We start from the raw sequence: 22,691 nt of genomic DNA on the forward strand, positions 1-22,691 counted from the left end.
TATCCTCTTCCAACCCCATCAGGTGGCGGCCCTGCGCCGACCCCGTACAGAAGCAAGACCCCGGCGGGCGGACAACGCAAAGGGATTGACTAATCGAGGCCCGTTACAGAAGGGTGGGCAAAGGCGCACTTGCGCCGTGCCCACCATTTCCGCTGCGCAAAAAGATGGTGGGCACGCTTCGCTTTGCCCATCCTACGATTTGAATTTCCCGGCGCGCAAAAATGCAATCGTCTGCGTAATTGCAACGCTATGTCGCATCAGCCATGGATGCGCGGTGTGAACGACCATATGGTCCGCCATGCGGTCGAGCCTGGTATTCGCCACCGACACCCGCCCGTCATGCGGCTTCGGCAGAAATACGGATGCTACCGGATCGATCGAGCGGTCTCCGGCGATGATGCCGACGGGATAATCGACGGGTGGAAGCATCGCATCGTCCACCGCACTCCGCCGTGTGCCGAGTTGCTGTCCGGCCGGGCCGAAGAAGACGCGGAAGGGCTTTGACTCCTTCAGCCGGTCGGCGATCTCGCTGCCGCTGTTCGGCGTGCCGAGCATCACCACGCGGCCGAGCCGTTTCGGCCGGTGTCTGGCAATGTAGACCCGCGCCAGCAGCCCGCCCATGGAATGGCCGACGAAATGGACGGAGCCGTCGATGTCGTGAACAAAACGCTGGATGGAGGGATGAATGTCCTCCGCAAGCGCTTCCAGCGCCTTCCGGCGGCTCGCGTAGTCCTGGTTGAGGGTGGCGAAACCGGCGCTTTCCAGCGCCGCCTGCATTTTTCGAAACGATCGCGCCGTCCTGCTGATGCCATGCAGCAGGACGACGCCGTCTTGCGTCGCGTCGGCCGAAGCCGGCCGGTCGCTCACTTATATTCCCGCTCCTGCCACCACGGGAAATAGTCGGGCATGTCGCTCGATACCTTGTTCTTGAACTCGGCCGGGCGCTTTTCCAGGAACGACACCACGCCTTCTTTCACGTCCTCGGAGCGGCCGCGGGCGTAGATGCCGCGGCTGTCGACCTTGTGGGCTTCCATCGGATCGTCGGCGCCCATCATGCGCCACATCATCTGCCGGATCAGCGCCACCGACACCGGCGCGGTCTTGGCGGCGAATTCCTTGGCGAGCGCGCGGGCGGTCGGCAACAGATCGTCCGGCGGCACCACCTTGCTGACGAGACGGCCGGCCAGTGCCTCCTGTGCCGGAAAGACGCGTCCCGAGTAGCACCATTCCAGCGCCTGCGAGATGCCGACGATGCGGGGCAAGAACCAACTCGATGCGGCCTCGGGGACGATGCCGCGCTGGGAGAACACGAAGCCGAAGCGCGCGACTTCCGAGGCAATGCGGATGTCCATCGCGAGCTGCATGGTGACGCCGATGCCGACCGCCGGGCCATTGACCGCCGCGATGACAGGCTTCAGGCATTTGAAGATCCGCAGCGTCACCTGGCCGCCGCCGTCGCGTACCATGGGATCGCTGTAATCGACCGCGCCGCTGGCGAGCCGCTTCACTGGGCCACGCCGCGCATCGCGGTCGAACGTGTTGGCGCCGGAGGAAAGATCGGCGCCGGCGCAGAAGCCGCGGCCTGCGCCTGTTACGATGATGGCGCGGACATTATCGTCCTTGTCGGCGGCGTCGAAGGCGTCGATCAGTTCCTGCTGCATGGTGCCGTTGAAGGCGTTGAGCTTGTCGGGCCGGTTCAGCGTGATCGTGAGAATCTGCTCCTCGACCTCGTACTTGATGGTCTCGAACGCCATGGGTGCGGTTCCTCGCGTGATGCTTGTTGTTGATGTTTCATCTTGTCATTGCCGGGCTTGACCCGGCAATCCATCTTCTATGAAGACGATGGATGCGCGGGTCAGGCCCGCGCATGACAATCCCGTATTCCCTGCAGGTCTTGCGTTTACTTCTTCGGCGGCGTCGGCCACGGCTTCTGCGGGCCGCGCAGGCCTTCGAAAGCCTTGGCCATGCCGAGCACGCCGAGATCGTCGAACCGTCGGCCGATGATCTGGATGCCGATCGGAAAACCCTTGGCGTCGTAACCGCCATTGATCGAGAGCGCCGGGTTCTCCGCCATATTCCACGGCACGGTATAGGCAATGTGCTCGAACGGTTTATCCGGATCGTTCATCGGGGCGGCAAATTCGGCCGGGAAGTTTACCACCGGCGATACCGGCGAAATCACATAGTCGAGTTCGCAGAACAGCTTTGCAGCCGCGGCGCGGATCGCCATGGTGGCGTTGAAACCCCTGACGACGTCGACGCCGGAAAGCTTTGCGCCAGCTTCCGCCCATGTGTGGATATAGGGCAGCGTCTTGCCGCGCTCCTCGGGCGACAATTTTGACAGATCGTCCCACAACCGCGCCCGCCAGAAATTGTCGAGCCCGTCGAGTATCTCGCGGGTCAGGATGCCGCTAACCTCGCTGACGACGGCGCCGGCGGATTCCAACGCCTTGGCGGCGTTGACGACAACGTTTCGTACCTCGCCTTCCAGCGGTTGCCCGGCGCCGGCATCGAGCATCAGGCCGATCCGGACCTTGCGCGGGGACTTGTCGTGCGCCCGCCAGTTGATGGTGTCCGCGGGCAGGCTCATGCCGTCGCGGCGATCCGGCTTCGACAGTACGCACATCATCAGCGCCGCATCGTCGACCGTGCGGGTCATGGGGCCGGCGACCCGGCCGACATAGGGCGGATCGATAGGAACGCGCCCGAGGCTAGGCTTCAGCGCGACGAGGCCGCACCAGGACGCCGGCAGTCGCACCGAGCCGCCGATATCGGTGCCGAGATGCAGCGGGCCGTAACCGGCCGCGCCCGCGGCGCCTGCGCCGGAAGAGGAGCCGCCGGGATTTTTGCTGAGGTCCCAGGGATTGCGGGTGAGCGGATGGAAGCTGGAGAGCCCTGACGACAGCATGCCGTAATCGGGCATCGTCGTCTTGGCGAAGATGATCGCGCCGGCTTCGCGCAAGCGCGCGGCAGGTGGTGCATCCTTTTCCGCCGCCACCAGCGTCACGCTGGCTGATCCCAGCGGTATCGGCTGGCCCTTGGTGGCGATATTGTCCTTGATCGTCACCGGCACGCCGTCGAGCGTGCTGACCGGTTCGCCCTTCTGCCAGCGGTCGGTCGAAGCTTTCGCGACCGCGCGTGCGCCATCGGGATCGAACAGATAGAGCGCCTTGATGTGCGGCTCCCACGCCGCGACGTGCTCGATCACTTCCTCCAGCACTTCCGAGGGCGAGAACTGTTTTGCGCGATAGCCCGCGATCAGGTCGGTCGCGGAAAGGTCGTGCAGCGACGTGACTTCTTCTTCGGCGACGGTTCTATGCATGCTAACCTGCCGGGAGCCGGGTTTCGATGATGCGGGCGAACATGCTGGCGCCGATCGGCAGGATCTTGTCGTCGAGCACAAAGCCGGGATTGTGCACGGGCACCGAGCCGTCATGGCCGATCCAGAAATAGGCGCCGGGCACGACCTGCATCATGTCGGCGAAATCCTCGCTGCCCATCTTCGGGGCCGAGCGCGTCAACACGTTGGCCGGATCGACCACGGTCTTTGCCACGGCTTCGACCACCTTGGACTGTTCCTCCTCATTGACGAGCACGCTGAACGTATCGTTGATGTCGGCGGTGATTTCGCACTGGAAGGTTGCGGCAATGCCCGCACAGATCGCGCGCATGCGCTCGCGGATCAGCGCGCGCACGCCATCGTCGAACGCGCGCACCGTGCCGCCGAGCCTGGCCTCGCCGGGGATCACGTTGTTGGCGGAGCCGGCATGGATCTGCGTCACCGACAGCACCGCCGACTTCAACGGATCGACATTGCGGCTGACGATGGTCTGCAGCGCCTGTGCCAGCGTGGTCGCGATCACCACCGCGTCCTTGGAGCGTTCGGGCATCGCGCCATGGGCGCCATAGCCCTGGATGGTGATGTCGAAGAAGTCGGCGCCGGCCATTGCGGGGCCCGGCAGGATGGCGATCTCGCCATGGTTCAGGTCCGGCGCGTTGTGCAGCCCATAGATCTCGTCGCAGGGAAACTTCTGGAACAGGCCGTCCTTGATCATGGCGCGGGCGCCGCCGAGCCCTTCCTCGGCGGGCTGGAAGATGAAATGCACGGTGCCGTCGAAATTCTTCGTCTCGGCCAGATAGCGCGCGGTGCCGAGCAGCATGGTGGTGTGGCCGTCATGGCCGCAGCCGTGGAAACGGCCGGGAATGGTCGAGCGCCATTTCAGGTTGGTATTTTCTTCCATCGGCAGCGCGTCCATGTCGGCGCGCAAGCCGATGCGCTTGCCGCCATTGCTCTTGCCCTTGAGGACGCCGATCACGCCGGTGCCGCCGAGGCCACGATGCACCTCGATGCCCCAGCCCTTCAGCTTTTCGGCGACGATGCCCGAGGTGCGGACTTCCTCGAAGCCGATCTCGGGATGGGCATGCAGGTCCCGGCGGATGGCGGTGAGTTCGTCGGCAAAGCCTTCGATGCGTTCAATAGTAGGCATTGTCTGTTATCCCGTGGCTGAAGATTTTGAGCGTGACTGGGCGGATGGAGTGAAGGCAGCACCATTCGGCTTGATGCGGATGCCCGGACGCAGGCGCGTCCAGGGCAGAGTAGCGGTATCTGCCGGCATCGCGCCGGGGGCGGCGCAGATCAGGAGCTTTTCGGCGATCGGCTCGAAATCGGCGCGGAAATGCACCGAGCTCTTGTTGACCAGGATTTTCTGTTCGGTCGGCTCGATGCCGACATAGCGGTACATCGATTGATCGGCGAGTTGCGCCTTGTAGGAACCGACGACCACTCTGATATCACCGATGCGCAGGCAGGCCGACGGTCCCATGTCCATGTCGCGGCCGCCGTAATAGGGACCGGATGCCACGAATTTCCCGTCCGACAGTTTCTCGACGACAAAAGTTTCCTTGTAGGGTGCGTCGCCCGGGATGCCGGACTTGCCGCCGAGATCGAGCGTGACCGTGGCGCCGACGCCGGCGGCATGCGCCGCCCTGGCCGACTCCGGGTCATAGATCACGCCGGTGGCACCAGACGCCTTGTTGCGCACCAGCGCGCGCAGCATGCCCGTGGTGTCGGAATCGCCGCCGGCGCCGGGGTTGTCCTGGGTGTCGGCGATGATGATCGGCCTGGTCGCCGATTTCGAAAGCTCCATGGCGAGGCGCACGCCGTCATCGGGCGAATAGATGCGGCCGTCGAAATCGTCCTCGTGGCTCTCGACCAGCGCGACGATGTTGTCGGCGGCGGCATCGGCATCGGCCTGCGTCCTGCCATAGGCGAACACGCTCGGGCCGCAATCCCTGAAATCCGCCGCCGGAAAGCCCGGCGCAAAGGACAGCGTCGGCACCGCTTCGGTTTCGAGCGCAGCGAGCTTTTCATAAATGCCCCTGGTCGGCTGGTCGTTGGTGCATTGCCAGGAGATCGGGATCAGGAACGGCAGTTGCCGGAACGCCTTTGCAAAGCGATGCTTCGTCTTCAGCAATAGCGCGAGGTGCCTTGCACAGGCGCGGCCGGTGTCGGCCATGTCGACATGGGGGTAGGTGCGATAGGCGATCAGCGCGTCGGCATGTGCGACCATCTCGGGCGAGACGTTGGCATGGAGGTCGAGGCTGGCGACCAGCGGCAGATCCGGGCCGATCACCTTGCGTACGCGGGCGAGGATTTCGCCTTCGCCATCGTCGTGCTGCTCGGTCACCATGGCGCCGTGCAGATCGAGATAGACGGCGTCGATCGGTCCGGCTTTGGCGATGCCGTCGACCATCTCCTTCATCACGCGTTCAAAGGCATCCGTCGTGACATGCGCCGAGGGGCTGGCGGCTGCGGAGATGGTAGGGACCAGTTCCCAGCCATTGGCTTCGCCTGCCTCGATGAAACCGGCAAGGCCGACGTTGATCTTGCGCATGACCTTCAGCACGTCGGGCCCGTGCGCCATCGATGGCCAGCCGCCGCCATGAACGAAATCGGCATAGGTCGCCTTGGTCGGCGCGAACGTGTTGGTTTCGTGCAGGAAGCCGCCGACGGCGATGCGGGTCATATGTCTCAGCCAGGTTTTTTCGGTGGGGGACGTTAAGCGGGAGATCGCGGCAAGCGCAAGCCGAGGAGCAATTCCGTTTTGCATGCCGCGTGGGCGTTAGTAATTGCCTCGCACAGCCACCAGCCCGTCATTGCGAGCAGAGCGAAGCAATCCATGCATCCACGCATGCTGAGGCATGGATTGGTTCGTCGCTTGCGCTCCTCGGACGGGGAGGAGCCGTCGTTCATCCGCCGACAGTCCAAGCTTGCGGAAATAGGCGAAATCGCAGCCGGCATCTGCGGCGACCTGCCGCTCACGTCAGCGTCGCCAGCAAGCCCGCCATCAAACGGCCACGCTCGGCGAGGCTGTCGACTTCGATATGTTCGTTTAGCGTATGGGCATCGTTGCCGCGAACGCCGAGGCCGTCGAGGGTCGGAATGCCCATAGCGCCCGTAAAATTGCCGTCGGAGCCGCCGCCGGCGCTGCCATGCGGAAGCTCGACGCCCATTTGCCTCGCCACGCTGCGCGCGTGTTCATAAAGCGCCATCGTGCCGGCATCGGGTTCCCACACCGGCCGGGTCACACCGCGGGTGACCTTGAACGTGACATCATTGCTGCTCCCGGAAAGCGCGAGCATCCGTTCGACGCCGCGATCGAGGTCGGCCTGTCGTTTGGCCATGCTGAGCGCCTCGCCGGTGCAGGTGGTGGCAACGCAATTGACCCATTGGCCGCCATGCACGACGCCGACCGAGAAAGTGCAATCTTCAGTCGTCATGCCGTCGATAGTGATAATCTGGCGTGCCATTTCGCGGATCGCGGAACGGCCGGCGGAGAGCGTGGCGCCGGCATGGCTCGGTTTGCCGATGGCTTCGAGATTGAAGCGGGCGATGGCATATCGCCCGGTGACCACGCCGTTGTTCGTGCGGCCAGGCTCCGGCACCAGCACATATTTGTTGCGTGCGGCTTCGGCCTCGATGATGTCGCGGGTCGATGGCGTACCGACCTCTTCATCCGGCGTAAAGAGCACGGTGATTGGCAGCGGCGTCGTGAACGCGGCGCGGGCCAGTTGCCGGATCGCTTCGAGCGTGAGGTAGTTGCCACCCTTCATGTCGAATATGCCCGGGCCGTAGCATTTGTTGCCTTCGCGCCGCCACGCCAGCTTTTCCAGCGTGCCGACGGGATGGACGGTATCGAGATGGCCCGCGATCAGGATTCCCGGCTCGCCCTGCTTCGGGTGAGGGAAGCGCGCGCGAACGCAGCCGGCAAAGCCCTGCCGTCCGGCAATGCGCTCGATCGTCGCACCCATGATGGCCATTTCGCGCGCCGCAAGATCGAGCATGCGATCGACCGCACGCGCATCCCAGGTGGGGCTTTCGCATTCAACCCAGGCTCGCAAACCCTGCAGCATGGTCTCGGAATCAAAGGGAAGGTTGGCAGGATTCATGACGGGTCCTCCCGGTTGGGCCGGAATGTTTGGGTTCGGTGTGGACCCTTTACGAGAAGGAGCGGCGGCGAGTTTGTAAAGGGAAAACATGGCGCGTTCGGACCTTGCCGGTGCGGGGTAGGGGCAACGGTAAATCTGGCATCATTCTTGATTGTAGGTTTTTGAGGAGGCGTGTTGGCGGAGCTGAACCGGGGCTGCAATCCATCTGGCGGCGGGCGCAAGCCGGCCGCGAATGGACCTGTCCGGAGGGCTATCCTGATTTCTGCCTGAGCGCCGGCGTCACCAGTGTCGTCGCGTCAAAAGGGTGTTGTGAAGCTGAATATCGACCCTATAGTCCGGTCATAAACCGGGCAGGGGCCCGAACAATAGGCATTCGGGCGTCGAGACGACAACGGAGGTGAAGGAATGAACGCGTTCAGAAAAGCAATTCTTGCTGCGACTTGTGTTGGCAGCCTCGTGGCCATGGCGGCGCCGGCGCTTGCCCAGACCACGTTACGCGCCGTCATGCACTCGGATCTGAAGATCCTGGATCCGATCTGGACCACGGCCTACATCGTCCGCAACCACGGTTACATGATCTACGACACGCTGCTCGCCCAGGATGAAAAGGGCGAGATCAAGCCGCAGATGGTGGAGAAGTACGAAGCCTCGGCTGACAATAAGACCTATACCTTCACGCTTCGCGACGGCCTGTTGTGGCACGACGGCAAGCCGGTGACATCGGAAGACTGCATCGCCTCGATCAAGCGCTGGGCAGTCAAGGACTCGCTCGGTCAGAAGATGATGACCTTCGTCGACTCCATGGACGCGGTCGATGCTAAAACTTTCACCATCAAGCTGAAAGAACCGACCGGCCTCGTGTTGCTTGGCCTGTCAAAACCGTCGTCCAACGTGCCGTTCATGATGCCCAAACGCGTCGCCGACACGGACCCCAACAAGCAGATCGAGGATTTCACCGGATCCGGCCCCTTCGTCTTCGTCAAGGATGAGTGGAAGCCGGGCGACAAGACCGTCTACGTCAAGTTCGACAAGTACAAGCCACGCGCCGAGCCCGCCTCGGGTCTTGCCGGCGGCAAGGTAGCCAAGGTGGATCGCGTCGAGTGGCGCGCCATTTCCGACGCGCAGCAGGCGGTCAACGCGCTGCAAAAGGGCGAGATCGACTACATCGAGCAGCCCAGCCACGATCTCCTGGGCACCTTGAAGAAGGATGCCAACATCTCAATCGTCGAGGTGCCGCAAATCAAGGCGCAGTACGTCTTCCGTCCGAACCACCTGCACAAGCCGTTCGACAACCCGAAGATCCGCCAGGCGCTGTGGTACGCCTTCAATCAGGAAGACTTCCTGATGGCGACCATCGGTGACGAGAACTATATCAAGGCGTGCAACGCGCTGTTCGTCTGCAACACGCAATTCGGCACCACCAAGGGGACGGACGGGCTTCTGACCTCCAATGCCAAGAAGGCGCAGGAGCTCCTGAAGGAGGCAGGCTACGATGGCACGCCTGTGCTGCTGATGCACTCCACCGACCTCAAGGTCCTGACCAATCTGGCGCCGGTAGCGAAGTCGCTGATGGAGAAGGCCGGCTTCAAGGTCGACATGCAGTCGATGGACTGGCAGACCCTTGTTGCGCGCCGCGCCAAGAAGGATCCACCGAGCGCCGGTGGCTGGAATGCCTTCCTGACGGCCTGGGTCGTGGCCGACGTGATGAACCCGGTCTCTGCCGCCTATGTGAATTCGGGGTGCGAAAAGGCTTCGTTCGGATGGCCCTGCGACGCAGAGATGGAGAAGCTGCGTGACGATTTCGCGCGCTCATCCGATCTGGCAAAGCAGAAAGAGATCGCGGAAGCCGTCCAGAAGCGCAATATCGAGATCACCGCCATGATCCCGGTCGGCGAGTATGTCCAGCCGATTGCCATTCGCAAGAACGTCAAGGGGCTCTTGATGGCGCCGGTCCCGGTGCATTGGAACATCGAAGTCACGAAGTGATGTGAAGGGCGCGGGCGGCTTCCCGCCGCCCGCTTCGTTTCGGGGATCGACCTATGTACGGTTACTTCTTTCGGCGATTGCTTGGCACGGTCCCCGTGATGCTGGTGGTCGCGGTTTTCATCTTTCTGATGCTGCGGCTGACTCCGTCCGACCCGGCGGCGGTCATCGCCGGCGACAACGCCACCACCGAACAGGTGGCGCAGATCCGCAGCCAACTCGGCCTCGACCGGCCGATGATCGAGCAATTCGTGATCTGGTCGGGCAGGGTGCTGACCGGTAATTTCGGCGAAAGCTTCTTCTTCAAGAAGACGGTGGCCGCGCTGATCGGCGAGCGGATCGAGCCGACCCTGTCGCTGGCCTTGTTCACGATCCTGATTGCGGTGTTTGTCGCTGTTCCGCTCGGGGTATTGGCGGCGCACCGGCACGGTTCGTGGATCGACCGCATCGTGATGGGCTTTTCGGTACTCGGCTTTTCCGTGCCCGTGTTCGTAATCGGCTATCTCCTGATCTATTTGTTCGCGGTCTATTTGAACTGGCTGCCGGTGCAGGGCTATCAGCGAATCTCGGAGGGGGTTGGCGGCTGGGTGCAGCGGCTGATCCTGCCGTCGGTGACCTTGTCGGTGATCTATATCGCGCTGATCGCGCGCATGACGCGCACCAGCGTGCTGGAAGTGCTGTCGGAAGATTATATCCGCACCGCGCGGGCCAAGGGACAGATCGAGCGAAAGGTGCTGTTCCGTCATGCGCTGCGCAATGCCGCCGTTCCGATCGTCACGGTGATCGGACTTGGCGTGGCGCTCCTGATCGGCGGCGTGGTCGTGACCGAAAGCGTGTTCACGATCCCCGGCCTAGGCAGGCTCACGGTCGACGCGGTGCTGGCGCGCGACTATCCGACGATCCAGGCCGTCATCCTGCTGTTTTCATTCGTCTACGTCATGATCAACCTGGCGGTTGATATGATCTATACCGTACTCGATCCCAGGATTCGCTACTGATGGTGGACGCGACGATCCTCGAACCCGTTCTGCCGGCCAGCCCGGGTAAGCCGGCCGCGTATCGCAAATTGCTGCGCAACCCGGGCGTGGTGTTCGGCGCCGCCGTCATTACTATCGTATTGCTGATGGGGCTATTCGCGGCCTGGCTCGGAACCATTGATCCGACGGCGATCAGCCCGATCGCACGAAACAAGGTCCCCGGCGCGGAAATCACAATGCGGACGGACACCGGCGAACGCATCAAGATGATCGCCAAGTTCGGCACGGACAGCCTGGGGCGTGACGTCTACAGCCGCGTGGTCTATGGCGCGCGCGTCTCGCTCTTTGTCGGCATCACGGTAGCGCTGATCAGCATCGCCTGTGGCCTGTTCATCGGTCTGCTCGCCGGCTTCTTCCGCATTCTGGATGCCGTGATCATGCGGATCATGGACGGGCTGATGGCGATCCCGGCCATCCTGCTGGCGATCGCCATGGTGTCGCTGTTCCGCTCCAGCGTGTGGACGGTGATCATCGCCATCACGGTTCCGCAGATTCCAGGCGTGGTCCGGCTCGTGCGCTCCATCGTGCTCAGCGTGCGCGAGGAACCCTATGTCGAGGCGGCGGTGACGCTCGGCACTTCGACCCCGAAACTGCTGTGGCGGCATGTGTTGCCCAATACGATCGCGCCGATGATCGTGCAGGGCACGTTCATCTGCGCGTCGGCCATCCTCATCGAAGCCATCCTGTCCTTCCTTGGCATCGGCGTGCCGCCGGAGGTGCCGACCTGGGGCAACATCATGGCCGAGGGCCGCCAGGTCTTCAGCCTGTATCCGCACAACATCATCTATCCCGGCGTGTGCCTTGCGCTCACGATCCTTGCCGTCAACGTTCTCGGCGACGGCTTGCGCGATACGCTCGATCCCAAGATGGCGAAGCGGGTGTGATGTGAGCAACACTGTCCTCGAAGTCTCAAATCTTTCCGTCGCCATCAACGGAGGCGACCGGACGCACGCGGTGCAGGGCATCAACCTGACTGTCGGTGCCGACGAGATCGTCTGCGTGGTGGGCGAATCCGGCTCCGGCAAATCGGTGACGGCGCAGGCCGTCATGGGCCTGCTGCCGAAGGGGGCGATGCAGGTCGAGAGCGGTTCGATCCGGCTGCAGGGTGATCAACTGCTCACCAAATCCGACGCCGAGCTGCGCGCGGTCCGCGGCACCCGCATGGCCATGGTGTTCCAGGAACCGATGACCGCGCTCAATCCGGTCGAGCGGGTCGGCGACCAGATCCGCGAGGTGCTGGAGATCCACACCGGCCTCGACCAGAAGGAGCAGCGCGCGCGCGTGCTCGAGATCATGCGCGCGGTGCATCTGCCCGATCCTGAGCAGATGATCGATGCCTATCCGCACCAGCTCTCCGGCGGCCAGCGTCAGCGGATCATGATCGCGGCGGCGCTGGTGCTCGATCCGGCCCTGCTGATTGCCGACGAGCCGACCACGGCGCTCGACGTCACCACGCAGGCGCAGATCCTCAAGCTCGTGCGGGAAATGCAGGGGCGCACCAAAACCGGCGTGCTGTTCATCACCCATGATTTCGGCGTCGTCTCCGAGATCGCTGACCGCGTCGTGGTGATGCAGATGGGCCGGATCGTGGAGCAAGGCCCCTGCGAGGAGGTGCTGCGGAATCCACGCGAGGACTATACGCGAATGCTCTTGGCCGCCGTGCCGAGCATGACGCCGCCGAAGCGGTCGCCGGTGACCGGACCGGTGGTCCTGCAGACCGAGAATCTTTTCAAGACTTATGGCAAGCGCTCGCTGTTCCAGCCGAAGGCCCGCGTGGTGGCCGCGGTCAAGGACGTCTCGCTGACGATCCGGCGCGGTGAAACGCTGGGCATTGTCGGCGAATCCGGGTCCGGCAAGTCGACGGTGGCACGCTGCGTCGCGCGGTTGGTCGATACGTCAGCGGGCGGCATCAAGATCGACGGCGTCGATATCGCGGCGATGCGCGAGGCAAAATTCCGCCCGATGCGCCGGCGCATCCAGTTCATTTTCCAAGACCCATATCGATCGCTCAATCCGCGCCGCACGGTTGGCGAGGCGATCATCGAGGGGCCGATGAATTTTGGCCTCAGCCGCAAGGAGGCATTGCAGCGCGCGCGCGACCTGATGGCCGTGGTGCATCTGCCGCCGGCTGCGATCGATCGTTTTCCGCATCAGTTCTCCGGCGGCCAGCGCCAGCGGATCTGTATTGCGCGGGCGCTGGCGATGGAGCCTGAGTTGCTGATCGGCGACGAGCCCGTGTCGGCGCTAGACGTGTCCGTGCAGGATCAGGTGCTGAAGCTTCTGGACGAGGTGCGCCGCAGGTTTAATCTGGCGGTGCTGTTCATCACCCACGATCTGCGGGTGGCTGCCCAGGTCTGTGACCGGATCGCGGTCATGCAGCGCGGGGTCATCGTCGAGCAGGGCGCCACGGCTGAAGTCTTTGCCGCGCCCCAGCACGAATACACCAAGGCGCTGTTCGACGCCGCGCCCGGCCGGCATCAGGAATTTGCCGCCAGCGCGTGATGGCGTTGCGTTCCTTGCCATCATTGCAAGCGCAAGCGACTTGTCCCGCCTTTCGCTCTTTGAGCTCTGGCGGACAAGTCGTTGCTACACTCGCTAGCGCAAACGCTTCGCGTTTGTCGCAGGCCGTGACGGGGAAATCAGCAGTGGCTATCTCGCTCCAGCTCAGGCCCGTCATTCAGCAGCGGGGACCGGATTTGCGGATGTTGAGGCGAAGGGGAACGCCGATCGCGTGCGGGCTTGCTTGCCGTGGAATTCGATTTTTCGGGATGATGTTGTTCGTTCGGCATGTCGTCAGCGCTCCATTTTGCTGCACGACAACATCTTGACCGCCGTTGCGTTCCTCAAACCGGATGCGCCGCGAGATGTTCCAGCATTAATTCGCAGACACGTTCCGGCGCCTGATCCGCCGCAAAGTGCCCGACGCCCGGCAGCACCTCGAAGCGATAGGGTGCGGCGATGAAATCGACCGTGCCTTCGGCGGCGATGCGGCCGACGGTGTCGTCGGCGTCGCCCCATATATAGAGCGTGGGCACGCGGATCGGGCCGAGCGGCCCGCGGATCGCGCCGCGTGCGCGATACCAGGCCAGCGCAGCTTCCATCGCGTCCTTGTTGCCGAGCACGGCGAGATGCATCTCGATCGCCTCCGCGGGAACGCCGTTGGCGACGAGACGCTCGCGCAGCCATCCGGCGTCGTTCGCGAGCACGATAGCGGCGGCGTCAGGTTCCAGAAACGCCTTGTGATGTTTTGAGCGTTGCGCCTGCTCGCCGTCGGTTTCGAGCGCGCGATTGAACGCATTCGGATGCGGCCGCGAGAGAATCGTGAGCGAGGCCAGCCGTTCATGGTGGCGGTCGGCGATAGCCCAGGCGATGCTGCCGCCCCAGTCGTGGCCGGCGAGATGAAAGCGCGCCGCGCCATAGCCCGCGGCCGTAGCGATCGCCATCGCGTCGTCCATCAGGCGGTCGATCAGGTAATGCGAAAATTCGCGCGGATCGGGGCGGGCACCCGGCGAATAGCCGCGCTGGCTCGGCGCGATGGCGCGGTAGCCTATGTCGCCGAGCGCCGTCACCTGCGCGCGCCAGCAATGCATTGATTCCGCAAAGCCGTGCAGCAACAGCACCAGCGGCGAGCCGTGCGGGCCGGCCGTGATGGCATCGAAGACGAGATGCGGCGCGATGGCGATCTTTTCGCTGTCGGGCATGCGGCGATCCTGGACAGCCAATCGGGCCGATCCATGTCCGGGCCGATTTCAGCCGGGCGGGCGGAATTGTGCAACCCGGGAAAAGTGCTGTATTGGAAGCCGCATCAGAGGCCCCGAGGGGACGGACGTTTGCATTATCTGAGGTCAATTCTATTCGATGCCGCCGTCGTGATCCTGACGGTCGTCGTTGCATCGACGGTGCCGTTCATGGCGCTGTTCAACGCAAGCAGTGCGACGGTGCGTGCGGTCTCCCAGGTGTGGGCCAACGGCATCATGTTCCTGATGAAGTACGTGATAGGGCTGGATTATCGCGTCGAGGGGCGTGAGCACGTTCCCGACGGCCCCTGCATCATTGCCTGCAATCATCAATCGCTGTGGGAGACCGCGGCACTCTGCGTGATTTTCCCCGACGCCAGCATCGTCGCCAAGAAGGAACTCCGGAAGCTGCCACTGGTTGGGTGGTTTCTCGAGCACTATCCTATGATCCTGGTCGATCGCTCGGCGGGCCGCCATGCGCTGCGCCAGATGGTCGATGAAGCAAAGCGCGCGGTCGGCGAGGGGCGCAAGGTACTGCTGTTTCCGCAAGGGACGCGGCAGGCGATCGACGAGCCCGTGAAATTTCAGTCGGCCGGCATTTCCGCGCTCTACACCAACCTCGAAGTCCCCGTGGTGCCGGCGGCTTGCAATTCCGGGCTGTTCTGGGGCAAGAAGACCCTGATGATCCACTCCGGCATCATCACGCTCTCGTTCCTCCCGCCGATCGCGCCGGGCCTGCCGCGAAAGGAGTTTCAGGAGAAGATGGAGCGGATGATTGCGGAGGAGGCGAGCCGCTTGCTGACGGTCAGCGAGGCCAAGGTGCGCTAGCTTGCGCGGCGCGCGGCGAACCAGCCTGCGAGGGGCGCAAGAAATGCCAGGCACCAGATGAACTGTGAGATTCTCGGCGCGGCGAAAGCCACGGCCGTCCCGAGCACGAACACGCACAGCGGAAACAGCGCCGTCGCCAGCAACTGCGGATTGCTCTGGCCCCGCAGCGCCAGGACCCACAACAGCGCATTCAGCGCGGCGATCACGGTCAGGTGGAATCCATAGAGCACCGCGATCACGCCATCGACCCGATAGACGCCGTAGAGACCGTTCGTCACCGGCAGGATGATGATCGAGAGCAGAAAAAACAGATTGAGAAACACCACGCCCCGGCCGCCTTCCGGCGCCACGGCAAGCCGCCGGTGATGGCTGAACCAGAACAGCCCGGCGACGATGAAGCTGATCGTCAGCGCAATGATGGGGTGCGCGTAGACGTGAATCAGACCCATCCAGGTCGGCGGTTGCGTGAAACTGCTGGCCTTCGGCAGATCGTAGGCGAGCAGCGTCATGGCAACGCCAAAGATGGTGTTGCTCAGCATCTCCAGCCGGCGCATTTCGAAAAGACCGATTTGCGGCAATGTAGTCCCCCCAAGTCTCCAGTCCGTCTCCGCCCGATTCAAGTTAAGCTTGGCAGAGCGTGGCTTGCCTAGCCGTAGCTCGCGGCCACAGGCCCGCCTTCGCCCATTGGGCTTCGGCGCGGCAGCCTTCACTCGCTGCGCGAGCGAAGGCTGGTGCGGGCGGTGGGACTCGAACCCACACGACGTTGCCATCGAGGGATTTTAAGTCCCTTGCGTCTACCAGTTCCGCCACGTCCGCTTAGTGTCAGGAGATCAGATACTTAGCGCGTTTTCCGGAGAAGTGAAATTGGGATAATCTCCGGCCCAAACGCTCCCCACCTTTAAGTGAGCGCACGCGCCAAAGCAAAGCCTCAATGCGGACACTTGGGGTGTTTACCTGCGGCGAGCTTTAGGCAATCTCAACATAATCCACCTAACGAAGGTCTGATGCCCAACTCGTTGTCCCATCGCCGGTTATTCTCGCGCAGTCTTGCCGCGCTGGCGCTGGTTGTGCTTGCGGCCGGACTGTCCGGCTGCGCCAGCATGAGCGATACCATTTCGCCGGCCTTCGCCGATCCCGCCAAATACGACCTCTACGATTGCAAGCAGCTCGAGCCGGAGCGCAAGAGCCTCGCCGCGCGCACCGCCGAGTTGCAGGGGCTGATGAAGAAGGCCGAAACCGGCGTCGCTGGTCCGGTGGTGGCGGAGATGGCCTACCGCAACGACTACATCGCGCTGCGCGGACAGTCGAAGCTGGCCGACGAGGCCTGGCAGAAGAACCGCTGCCATGAAGCGCAACCGGAAGCCAGGCCGGCGCCGACCCCGCCATCAATCGCGCCGGCTCCCGCAGCCAAGAAGGGCCGCACGAAGGCTGCCGGTAGCGCAAATTAGGGCGTAGCCTGGATGATCCAACTGGTCGTGGGAATGCTCGCCCGATGACGGCCTCCACGATATCAGGGACCACCGCCGTTCTGTCGAAACGCTTACACCCGCCAGTCGTAGATCCAGTTCTGTCGCGCCAGCATGCGCTCCGGGCCCATCGCCCTGATGGCGAGATCGCGCGCCAGCGCCAGCGGTCCGGTGAGATGATAGATCCGCCCCTGTTGCCGCGCGGCGCGCTGCACCCGCAGTACGCGGCCGCGCCGCAGCCGGCCATAGCGCTTGAGTGCCGCCGGGATGCCCGCGATATTGTCGCCGGGGCTTTCGCTTAAGGATTTGGCGAGCACGGCGGCGTCCTCAATCGCCATTCCCGCGCCCTGAGCGGCAAACGGCAGCATCGCATGCGCGGCATCGCCGAGCAGCGCGATCGCGCCATCGGTCCATTCGCCGATGTCGGGCAGGGTGAACAGTGCCCATCGCCGCCAGCCGTCGACCGCGCCGATCAGCATGCGCGCGGTCGAAGGCCAACGCTGCGAGGCGAACGCGCTCTTCAGTTCGTTGGCATCGCCCGGTGCGCTCCAGCCCGGCCTGTTCCAGGTTCCCGGCACGATCGCGACCACGTTGATCTGCCGCGCCCCCGAGATCGGGTAGGCGACCAGATGTGCATCCGGTCCCATCCAGAGCTGTACGCGGGCCGAGGTATATTCGCGCGGCAGCGTCGTCGCATCGAGCGTGCCGCGCCAGGCGATCAGGCCGGAAAATTGCGGTTGCACCTCCGGGAACAGATGGTTCCGCACTGCCGACCAGATGCCGTCGGCGCCGATCAGCGCCGCTGCCAGTTCCTGTTGCCGCGCGTTGCCGCGGCGCTGCACCACGGTCAGCCCTTTGGCGTGCGACGTCACGTCTTCGAACTGGCAGCCGAGCCTGAGGTCGATGTCCGGATGGTCGTTGACCGCTCCCAACAGGGCGGCTTGCAGGTCGGCGCGGTGCATCACCCAATAGGGTGCGCCGGCGCGAAGGCCGGCGGCCTCGCCAAGCGGCAGGCGGGCGATCTCGCAGCCTGCGCGCGCGCTCATGATATTGACGGCCTCGGGCGTCACGGCGCGGGCTGCGAGCCGCGCGCGCAGGCCGAGGTCGACCAGGATCCGGCTGGCGTTGGGCGAAAGCTGCAGCCCGGCGCCGGCTTCCTCCAGCCGTTCGGCCTTCTCCAGGATAATAACGCGAAAGCCCTTGGTTGCGAGCGAAAGTGCTGCCGTCAATCCCCCGATCCCGGCACCAGCAACGATGATGGTGCGCGCGGCAGCCACCGAAGGGTCAGGCGACCTTGTCCCTCAGGACGCATTCCGGCGGCCGGGCTTCGCCGGCAGCGAGGTCGGCGGCAAAGCGGTACAGCGTCGAGCAATAGGGGCAGATGATCTCATTGTCGTTGCCGAGGTCGAGAAAGACGTGCGGATGGTCGAACGGCGGGTTGGCGCCCACGCACATGAATTCCTGCGACCCGATCTCGATTACCGAGACCCCGGCGTCGTTATGGAAATGCGGGACGACATGGTCGGACATCGGGTTTCACCTTGGATAGCAACGACGGGCGCACGCAATCAACGCGAAGCGGCAGGTTCGAAATGCCGCGCACCATAGTGGGGGATGCCGATGATTCCTAGAGCCGATTCGGGGTGTCCCCGCCGCACATTTGCTCATGCAAATTCGACACAATCTTGTCCTCGGAGAAAAGCCCTTCTTTCGTCGGGGCAGTTGTGTCTTAAAAACGGCATACCATCTAGAGAAAGACGAAAACATTAGGCTTTTTTGGATGAGGCGATTGCAACTCGGTTCGGCTCTGGCAGGGGCGTTGGGATGCCTTGCGCTCAGCGTGGCAGCATGCGCCGCGGTGTGGCCGCACGCTCGCGAGGCCGGCGCCATTCTGGCCGCACAGGACGATCCCGCGGCGCTGTCCGATATCCACATCAATTCCGCCCTGCGGAGCAATCAGGCGCTCATCACCGAGAACATCGAGGCCGCACTCGCAGAGGGCGATTCCGATCTCGCCAATAGCTTTGTCGAACTCGCCCGCGACAAAGGCATTGTCGTCAGCGACGAACTGTCGAAGCGCGTCAGCGATGCCGTAACTGAAGCAGGTTCGGCGTCGCATTTTGCCAAACGCTTCGCCACGGGTCTGGTGACCGGCAATGCCGACGACGTTGCGAGCCTGTCGGGCACGGTCGCCGGCGATCTCTTCGTGTTCGGCGATATCAGGGACGTCGTGCGCGAAGGCAAGCACCTGGCGACCGGCGAGGAGGTAGACCGGCTGATATTGGGCCTGGCGACGGTTGGGCTTGCGGTGACCGCCGCGACCTACGTGTCAGTCGGCGGGCTCGGACCGGTGCGCGCCGGGCTTTCCATGGTCAAGGACGCCCGCAAGGTCGGGCGGCTGGGCGAGGGGCTGACCAAATGGGCCGGCCGTTCCGCGCGCGAGGTCGTCGATGCGCCCGCGCTGCAACAGGCGGTCGCAAAGGGCTCGGTGCTGCGGCCCGGCCAGACCATCAGCGCGATCAAGGCGGCGTTCCGCGCCGAGAAGGCCGGCGCGCTGGTGCGGCTGGCAAAGGACGTTGGACGCGTCGGCGAGAAGGCCGGCACGCGCGGGGCGCTCGACACGCTGCGCATCGCGCAAGGGCCGAAGGATGTCGCCCGCGCCGCGCGGCTTGCCGAGTCCAAGGGCAGCCAGACCCGCGCTATACTGAAGGTGCTCGGCCGCGGTGCGCTGCTGCTGGCAACCGGTGCCTTCAATCTGACGATGTGGGTGTTCGGCGCGCTGTTGGCGCTGTTCGGTTTCCTGTCGTCGATCAAGGCGACTACCGAGCGGGCAACCGAAGCGTGGCTGCGCCGCAAGAAAGCGCGGCGCTTGAGACAGCAGGCGGCGGCAACATGCGTGCCGTCCGCTCCGGCGCTGGCGGGCGCCGTCGCACACGGCTAGACTTGCAGTCATTGCAAGGTCTCGAATTCCAATCCCCGAAAAATGGAACTGATGATGCCGAGTTTTCATAACGGCGCTGTCGAAATTGCCTATCTCGACGAAGGCGAGGGCGATCCGATTGTCCTCGTGCACGGCTTTGCCTCCAGCAAGAACGTGAACTGGGTCTATCCGACCTGGGTTTCCGATCTGAGGAAAGACGGCCGTCGCGTGATCGCGCTCGACAACCGCGGCCACGGCGATTCCGAAAAGCTCTACGATTCCGCACAATACGAAATCGCCATCATGGCTGATGACGTCATCGCGCTGCTGGATCATTTGGGAATCGAGCGCGCCGACATCATGGGCTATTCGCTGGGATCGCGCATGACGGCGATCCTGGCGCGCGAGCAGCCGCAGCGGCTGCGATCGGCAATTCTCGGCGGCATCGGAATCGGACTGATCGAGGGCGGTGGCCCCGGCGAGAACGTGGCGATCGCGCTGGAGGCGCCGTCGCTGGAGGACGTGACCGATCCGGTCGGGCGGACGTTTCGCGCTTTCGCCGATCAGACCCGTTCCGATCGCCGTGCGCTGGCCGCTTGCCTGCGAGGTTCGCGGCGCTTGATGACATCGGAGGAAGCCGCAGGGATCGGCGTGCCGGTCCTGATCGCGGTCGGCACCAGAGACGAAATCGCCGGCTCAGCCGCGGCGCTCGGGAAAATCATTCCGGGTGCCGAGGTGCTCGACATTCCGAACCGCGATCACATGCGCGCGGTCGGCGACAAGGTCTACAAGATCGGCGTCACCGATTTCCTGTCGCGGCGACAATGAGCGGTCGCGTGCGTCTTCTCCGGCGAATTGCCTGACAGCCGCGATCAGCACCACGGTGGTCGCAAGCCACGCCATCCGCGCGCCGTAGCGGTCATGTGGGCCCGATATCACCGCGCAGATGAAGGCATTGCCGAGCACGGCTGATGTGACCGTGCCGGCGAGCAAAGTGAGATCGTCGAACGGCCGGCGCAGCACGCCGTGGCCGAACAGGATCGCCGCCAGCAGCATCGATGCCAGTGCAACGGGAATGTGAATCCGGTTGATCGCGATGAAGTCGAAATGCCAGCGCTGCTGCTGCGCCGCGCGCATCGGCTTCACCTGTGCAGGAAGAAAGCGCTCGATGATTCCGTAGGTATGGCCGAGCCAGACACCGATGCCTTCGCCGGTGGCGACCTGGATCAGTTGCTGAGCCGTCCCCGTCAGCGCCGACTTGGCCTGCCAGGCCGGATACTCGGCCAGCGAATGCAGCACGATAAAGCCCATCTCGTCGTTCAGTCCCTGAAAGCGGCCAAGCGTGTTGAACATGCTGTTGCCCCACAGGAACTGGTCCGCCGTAGCAGGAAGCCGGTCGCGGTAGGGGCAGAGCTTGAAGTTCTGCTTCGGACAATGATCGCGCAAATATTGCGCGACGATGCCGTCCTGCAGCATGCGCCCGAAGGCGACGCCGTAACCGCCGGGCGTCCACGCCAGTTTTCCGGACAGTGCAAAATTGGTCGCGAGCAGCAGCGCAGCTCCGGCGACGATGGTGAGGCTGCCTTGCGTCAATCCGGAAACGGAGATCCGCCCGCGCAGAAAGGGGCGCGCGATCCACCCCATGCAGCACAGTCCGAACAGCACCGCGAGCGTCGCACTATGCGTTGCTGCGGCGAAAGCGGTGAGGCCGAACAGGAGGCACTTTTCCGGGATCGAGGTCCGCTTGCCCTGCGCGACCAGGATGAAGAACGCGAGCACGGCGAGGCCCGCAAAAATATCGGTCAGGAGCGTGCTGGCCAGCCAGGGCAGCGAGGTGGTCAGGACCAGCACGAGGCTCATGGCCAGGAGTCGCAATGGCTGGGGCTGGCCCAGCACGCGCAGCGTCAGCTGCAGGATCCACAACGTCGCCAGCGCGTTGAACCCGAGGTTGATCCAGAAGTTCGAATCCTCGCCGAAATGAAGATAGAGGCCGAACGTGGTGGAGCGGCTGGGCACCAGATAGCCTTCGTACCACCGCGCCAGATAGCCGCCGGTATCCCACTGGAGCAGGGGATAGCCATTCCACAGGGCGGGGGCTAGCAACATCAAGGGGATGGCGACGGCGGCAATCCAGGCGGCCCGCGCATCCGCAGCGGTCCGCGCCTGCAATATCTGCGTGCTGATGCGACTTTCCCCCATTGACCCCAGCATCCGGAAATGGCCGGCCGGCCGAAATTGACCAATAGTCGGACATCATCCGGCTTGATTTCCGGAATTGATTGACCACCTTGAATTGACCCCCGAACGGCATTTGGCAGCGGTTTACTTTGCCGAAGCCTGCCCGGGACAGCCGTCCGCCCGCCGTGCTATCATATCGGCCAACCAAGCGAATTTACGAGAGCCACCATGGCAGTGCATCAGGTCAATCCGCAGGGGTCAAAGCTCGCCGCACTCGATCCGATCTGGGACCGTGTCCGGGGCGAGGCGGAGGATATCGTCCGCCGCGAGCCTGAGCTCGCTTCCTTCATCTATTCGACCGTACTGCATCACGACCGCCTCGAAGATTCGGTGGTGCATCGTCTCGCCGAGCGGCTCGATCATTCGGCGCTATCGGGCGATTTGATCCGCCAGACCTATGACGAGGCGCTGCGTGACGAACCCGATCTCGGCAATGCGTTCCGCGCCGACCTGGTCGCGGTCTACGATCGCGATCCCGCAACCTCGCGCTTCATCGATCCGTTGCTCTACTTCAAGGGTTTTCACGCGCTGCAGACCCATCGCCTGGCGCACTGGCTCTATCAAAAGGGCCGCAAGGATTTCGCCTACTACCTGCAGAGCCGGTCGTCGGCGGTGTTTCAGACCGACATCAACCCCGCCGCCAGGATCGGCCGCGGCATTTTCCTCGATCACGCCACCGGCTTCGTCTGCGGCGAGACCGCCGTGATCGACGACGACGTTTCGATTCTGCACGGCGTCACATTGGGTGGCACCGGCAAGGAGAACGAGGACCGTCATCCGAAGATCAGGCGTGGCGTGCTGATCGGGGCGGGCGCAAAGATTCTCGGCAATATCGAGATTGGCCATTGCGCACGCATCGCGGCAGGCTCGGTGGTGGTCAAGCCTGTGCCGCACAATGTCACGGTTGCCGGCGTTCCAGCCAAGATCGTGGGCGAAGCCGGCTGTGCGGAGCCGTCGCGCACCATGGATCAGATGCTCGGCGCAATCGGCCTTTGATTTTCCACACTTTCTGCCAGCCGTATTTGTGAAGTTA

At 63.6% G+C, this 22,691-nt stretch carries 19 protein-coding genes, 1 tRNA gene and 1 pseudogene; 9 read left to right on the top strand and 12 right to left on the bottom strand.

Features of this window, described 5'->3' with window-relative positions:
• Positions 1-192 precede the first annotated feature (192 nt).
• From AC0QUY_RS11830 to AC0QUY_RS11855, 6 genes are all read right to left on the bottom strand, one after another.
• On the bottom strand, positions 193-867 hold the full coding sequence (locus AC0QUY_RS11830; RefSeq protein WP_475386971.1) for an alpha/beta hydrolase family protein: 675 nt from the start codon (positions 865-867) through the stop codon (positions 193-195).
• Positions 864-1,754, bottom strand: a complete 891-nt coding sequence (locus tag AC0QUY_RS11835) for a crotonase/enoyl-CoA hydratase family protein (protein WP_475386972.1) — start codon at positions 1,752-1,754, stop codon at positions 864-866. The genes AC0QUY_RS11830 and AC0QUY_RS11835 overlap by 4 nt, the downstream gene beginning before the upstream one ends.
• 146 nt (positions 1,755-1,900) lie before the next feature.
• The gene (locus tag AC0QUY_RS11840) at positions 1,901-3,322 is read right to left on the bottom strand and encodes an amidase (RefSeq protein ID WP_475386973.1); all 1,422 of its coding nucleotides are present in this window, start codon (positions 3,320-3,322) and stop codon (positions 1,901-1,903) included.
• Between the two features lies 1 nt (position 3,323).
• Positions 3,324-4,487: a M20 aminoacylase family protein gene (locus AC0QUY_RS11845; RefSeq protein WP_475386974.1), complete on the bottom strand. Its 1,164-nt coding sequence runs from the start codon at positions 4,485-4,487 to the stop codon at positions 3,324-3,326.
• Between the two features lie 6 nt (positions 4,488-4,493).
• The gene (locus AC0QUY_RS11850; RefSeq protein WP_475386975.1) at positions 4,494-6,026 is read right to left on the bottom strand and encodes a M81 family metallopeptidase; all 1,533 of its coding nucleotides are present in this window, start codon (positions 6,024-6,026) and stop codon (positions 4,494-4,496) included.
• A 292-nt stretch (positions 6,027-6,318) separates the two neighbouring features.
• Entirely contained in the window at positions 6,319-7,449 is a 1,131-nt protein-coding gene (locus AC0QUY_RS11855; protein ID WP_161853786.1) for a M20/M25/M40 family metallo-hydrolase, read from the bottom strand.
• A 405-nt stretch (positions 7,450-7,854) separates the two neighbouring features.
• On the opposite strand from AC0QUY_RS11855, the gene AC0QUY_RS11860 reads away from it, so the two are divergent.
• Genes AC0QUY_RS11860 through AC0QUY_RS11875 form a run of 4 tightly spaced genes read left to right on the top strand, consistent with a single transcriptional unit; the run spans position 7,855 to position 12,971 of the window.
• Positions 7,855-9,435 (top strand): ABC transporter substrate-binding protein, encoded by a 1,581-nt coding sequence (locus AC0QUY_RS11860; RefSeq protein WP_161853787.1) that lies wholly within the window; start codon positions 7,855-7,857, stop codon positions 9,433-9,435.
• A gap of 53 nt (positions 9,436-9,488) precedes the next feature.
• Entirely contained in the window at positions 9,489-10,430 is a 942-nt protein-coding gene (locus AC0QUY_RS11865) for an ABC transporter permease (protein WP_475386976.1), read from the top strand.
• Positions 10,430-11,353 carry an ABC transporter permease gene (locus AC0QUY_RS11870; RefSeq protein WP_161853789.1) on the top strand — a complete coding sequence of 308 codons (924 nt, stop codon included), beginning with the start codon at positions 10,430-10,432 and terminating at the stop codon, positions 11,351-11,353. The genes AC0QUY_RS11865 and AC0QUY_RS11870 overlap by 1 nt, the downstream gene beginning before the upstream one ends.
• A gap of 1 nt (position 11,354) precedes the next feature.
• Complete coding sequence (locus AC0QUY_RS11875; RefSeq protein ID WP_161853790.1) at positions 11,355-12,971, top strand: ABC transporter ATP-binding protein; 1,617 nt, start codon at positions 11,355-11,357, stop codon at positions 12,969-12,971.
• A 341-nt stretch (positions 12,972-13,312) separates the two neighbouring features.
• Here AC0QUY_RS11875 and AC0QUY_RS11880 read toward each other — a convergent pair whose 3' ends face one another.
• Positions 13,313-14,170: an alpha/beta fold hydrolase gene (locus tag AC0QUY_RS11880; RefSeq protein WP_475386977.1), complete on the bottom strand. Its 858-nt coding sequence runs from the start codon at positions 14,168-14,170 to the stop codon at positions 13,313-13,315.
• Between the two features lie 129 nt (positions 14,171-14,299).
• On the opposite strand from AC0QUY_RS11880, the gene AC0QUY_RS11885 reads away from it, so the two are divergent.
• Positions 14,300-15,034 (top strand): lysophospholipid acyltransferase family protein, encoded by a 735-nt coding sequence (locus tag AC0QUY_RS11885; RefSeq protein WP_475386978.1) that lies wholly within the window; start codon positions 14,300-14,302, stop codon positions 15,032-15,034.
• Here the strand turns inward: AC0QUY_RS11885 and AC0QUY_RS11890 are convergent.
• Together AC0QUY_RS11890 and AC0QUY_RS11895 are read right to left on the bottom strand one after the other, a co-directional pair.
• The gene (locus AC0QUY_RS11890; RefSeq protein WP_161856612.1) at positions 15,031-15,588 is read right to left on the bottom strand and encodes a TMEM175 family protein; all 558 of its coding nucleotides are present in this window, start codon (positions 15,586-15,588) and stop codon (positions 15,031-15,033) included. The two genes, AC0QUY_RS11885 and AC0QUY_RS11890, sit on opposite strands and share 4 nt — an antisense overlap.
• A gap of 175 nt (positions 15,589-15,763) precedes the next feature.
• Positions 15,764-15,850 (bottom strand) — tRNA-Leu (locus tag AC0QUY_RS11895).
• A 188-nt stretch (positions 15,851-16,038) separates the two neighbouring features.
• Between AC0QUY_RS11895 and AC0QUY_RS11900 the strand changes: the two genes are divergently transcribed.
• Positions 16,039-16,482, top strand: a complete 444-nt coding sequence (locus AC0QUY_RS11900) for a twin-arginine translocation pathway signal (RefSeq protein ID WP_475386979.1) — start codon at positions 16,039-16,041, stop codon at positions 16,480-16,482.
• Positions 16,483-16,574: 92 nt separating this feature from the next.
• Here the strand turns inward: AC0QUY_RS11900 and AC0QUY_RS11905 are convergent, their stop codons facing one another.
• Entirely contained in the window at positions 16,575-17,777 is a 1,203-nt protein-coding gene (locus tag AC0QUY_RS11905) for an FAD-dependent monooxygenase (RefSeq protein WP_475386980.1), read from the bottom strand.
• A gap of 7 nt (positions 17,778-17,784) precedes the next feature.
• A complete protein-coding gene (locus AC0QUY_RS11910; protein WP_057833775.1) occupies positions 17,785-18,030 on the bottom strand; it encodes a zinc-finger domain-containing protein in 246 nt (81 codons plus the stop codon).
• Between the two features lie 250 nt (positions 18,031-18,280).
• On the opposite strand from AC0QUY_RS11910, the gene AC0QUY_RS11915 reads away from it, so the two are divergent.
• Together AC0QUY_RS11915 and AC0QUY_RS11920 are read left to right on the top strand one after the other, a co-directional pair.
• Positions 18,281-19,441 carry a hypothetical protein gene (locus AC0QUY_RS11915; RefSeq protein ID WP_475386981.1) on the top strand — a complete coding sequence of 387 codons (1,161 nt, stop codon included), beginning with the start codon at positions 18,281-18,283 and terminating at the stop codon, positions 19,439-19,441.
• A 54-nt stretch (positions 19,442-19,495) separates the two neighbouring features.
• Complete coding sequence (locus AC0QUY_RS11920; RefSeq protein ID WP_161853830.1) at positions 19,496-20,248, top strand: alpha/beta fold hydrolase; 753 nt, start codon at positions 19,496-19,498, stop codon at positions 20,246-20,248.
• A 15-nt stretch (positions 20,249-20,263) separates the two neighbouring features.
• Here the strand turns inward: AC0QUY_RS11920 and AC0QUY_RS11925 are convergent.
• Positions 20,264-21,619, bottom strand: a pseudogene (locus tag AC0QUY_RS11925) (hypothetical protein); the annotation flags it as partial.
• A 207-nt stretch (positions 21,620-21,826) separates the two neighbouring features.
• On the opposite strand from AC0QUY_RS11925, the gene cysE reads away from it, so the two are divergent.
• On the top strand, positions 21,827-22,654 hold the full coding sequence (gene cysE / locus AC0QUY_RS11930) for a serine O-acetyltransferase (protein WP_161853831.1): 828 nt from the start codon (positions 21,827-21,829) through the stop codon (positions 22,652-22,654).
• Positions 22,655-22,691: the final 37 nt, after the last annotated feature.

It is taken from the genome of Bradyrhizobium sp. WYCCWR15520 (genome assembly GCF_056174665.1).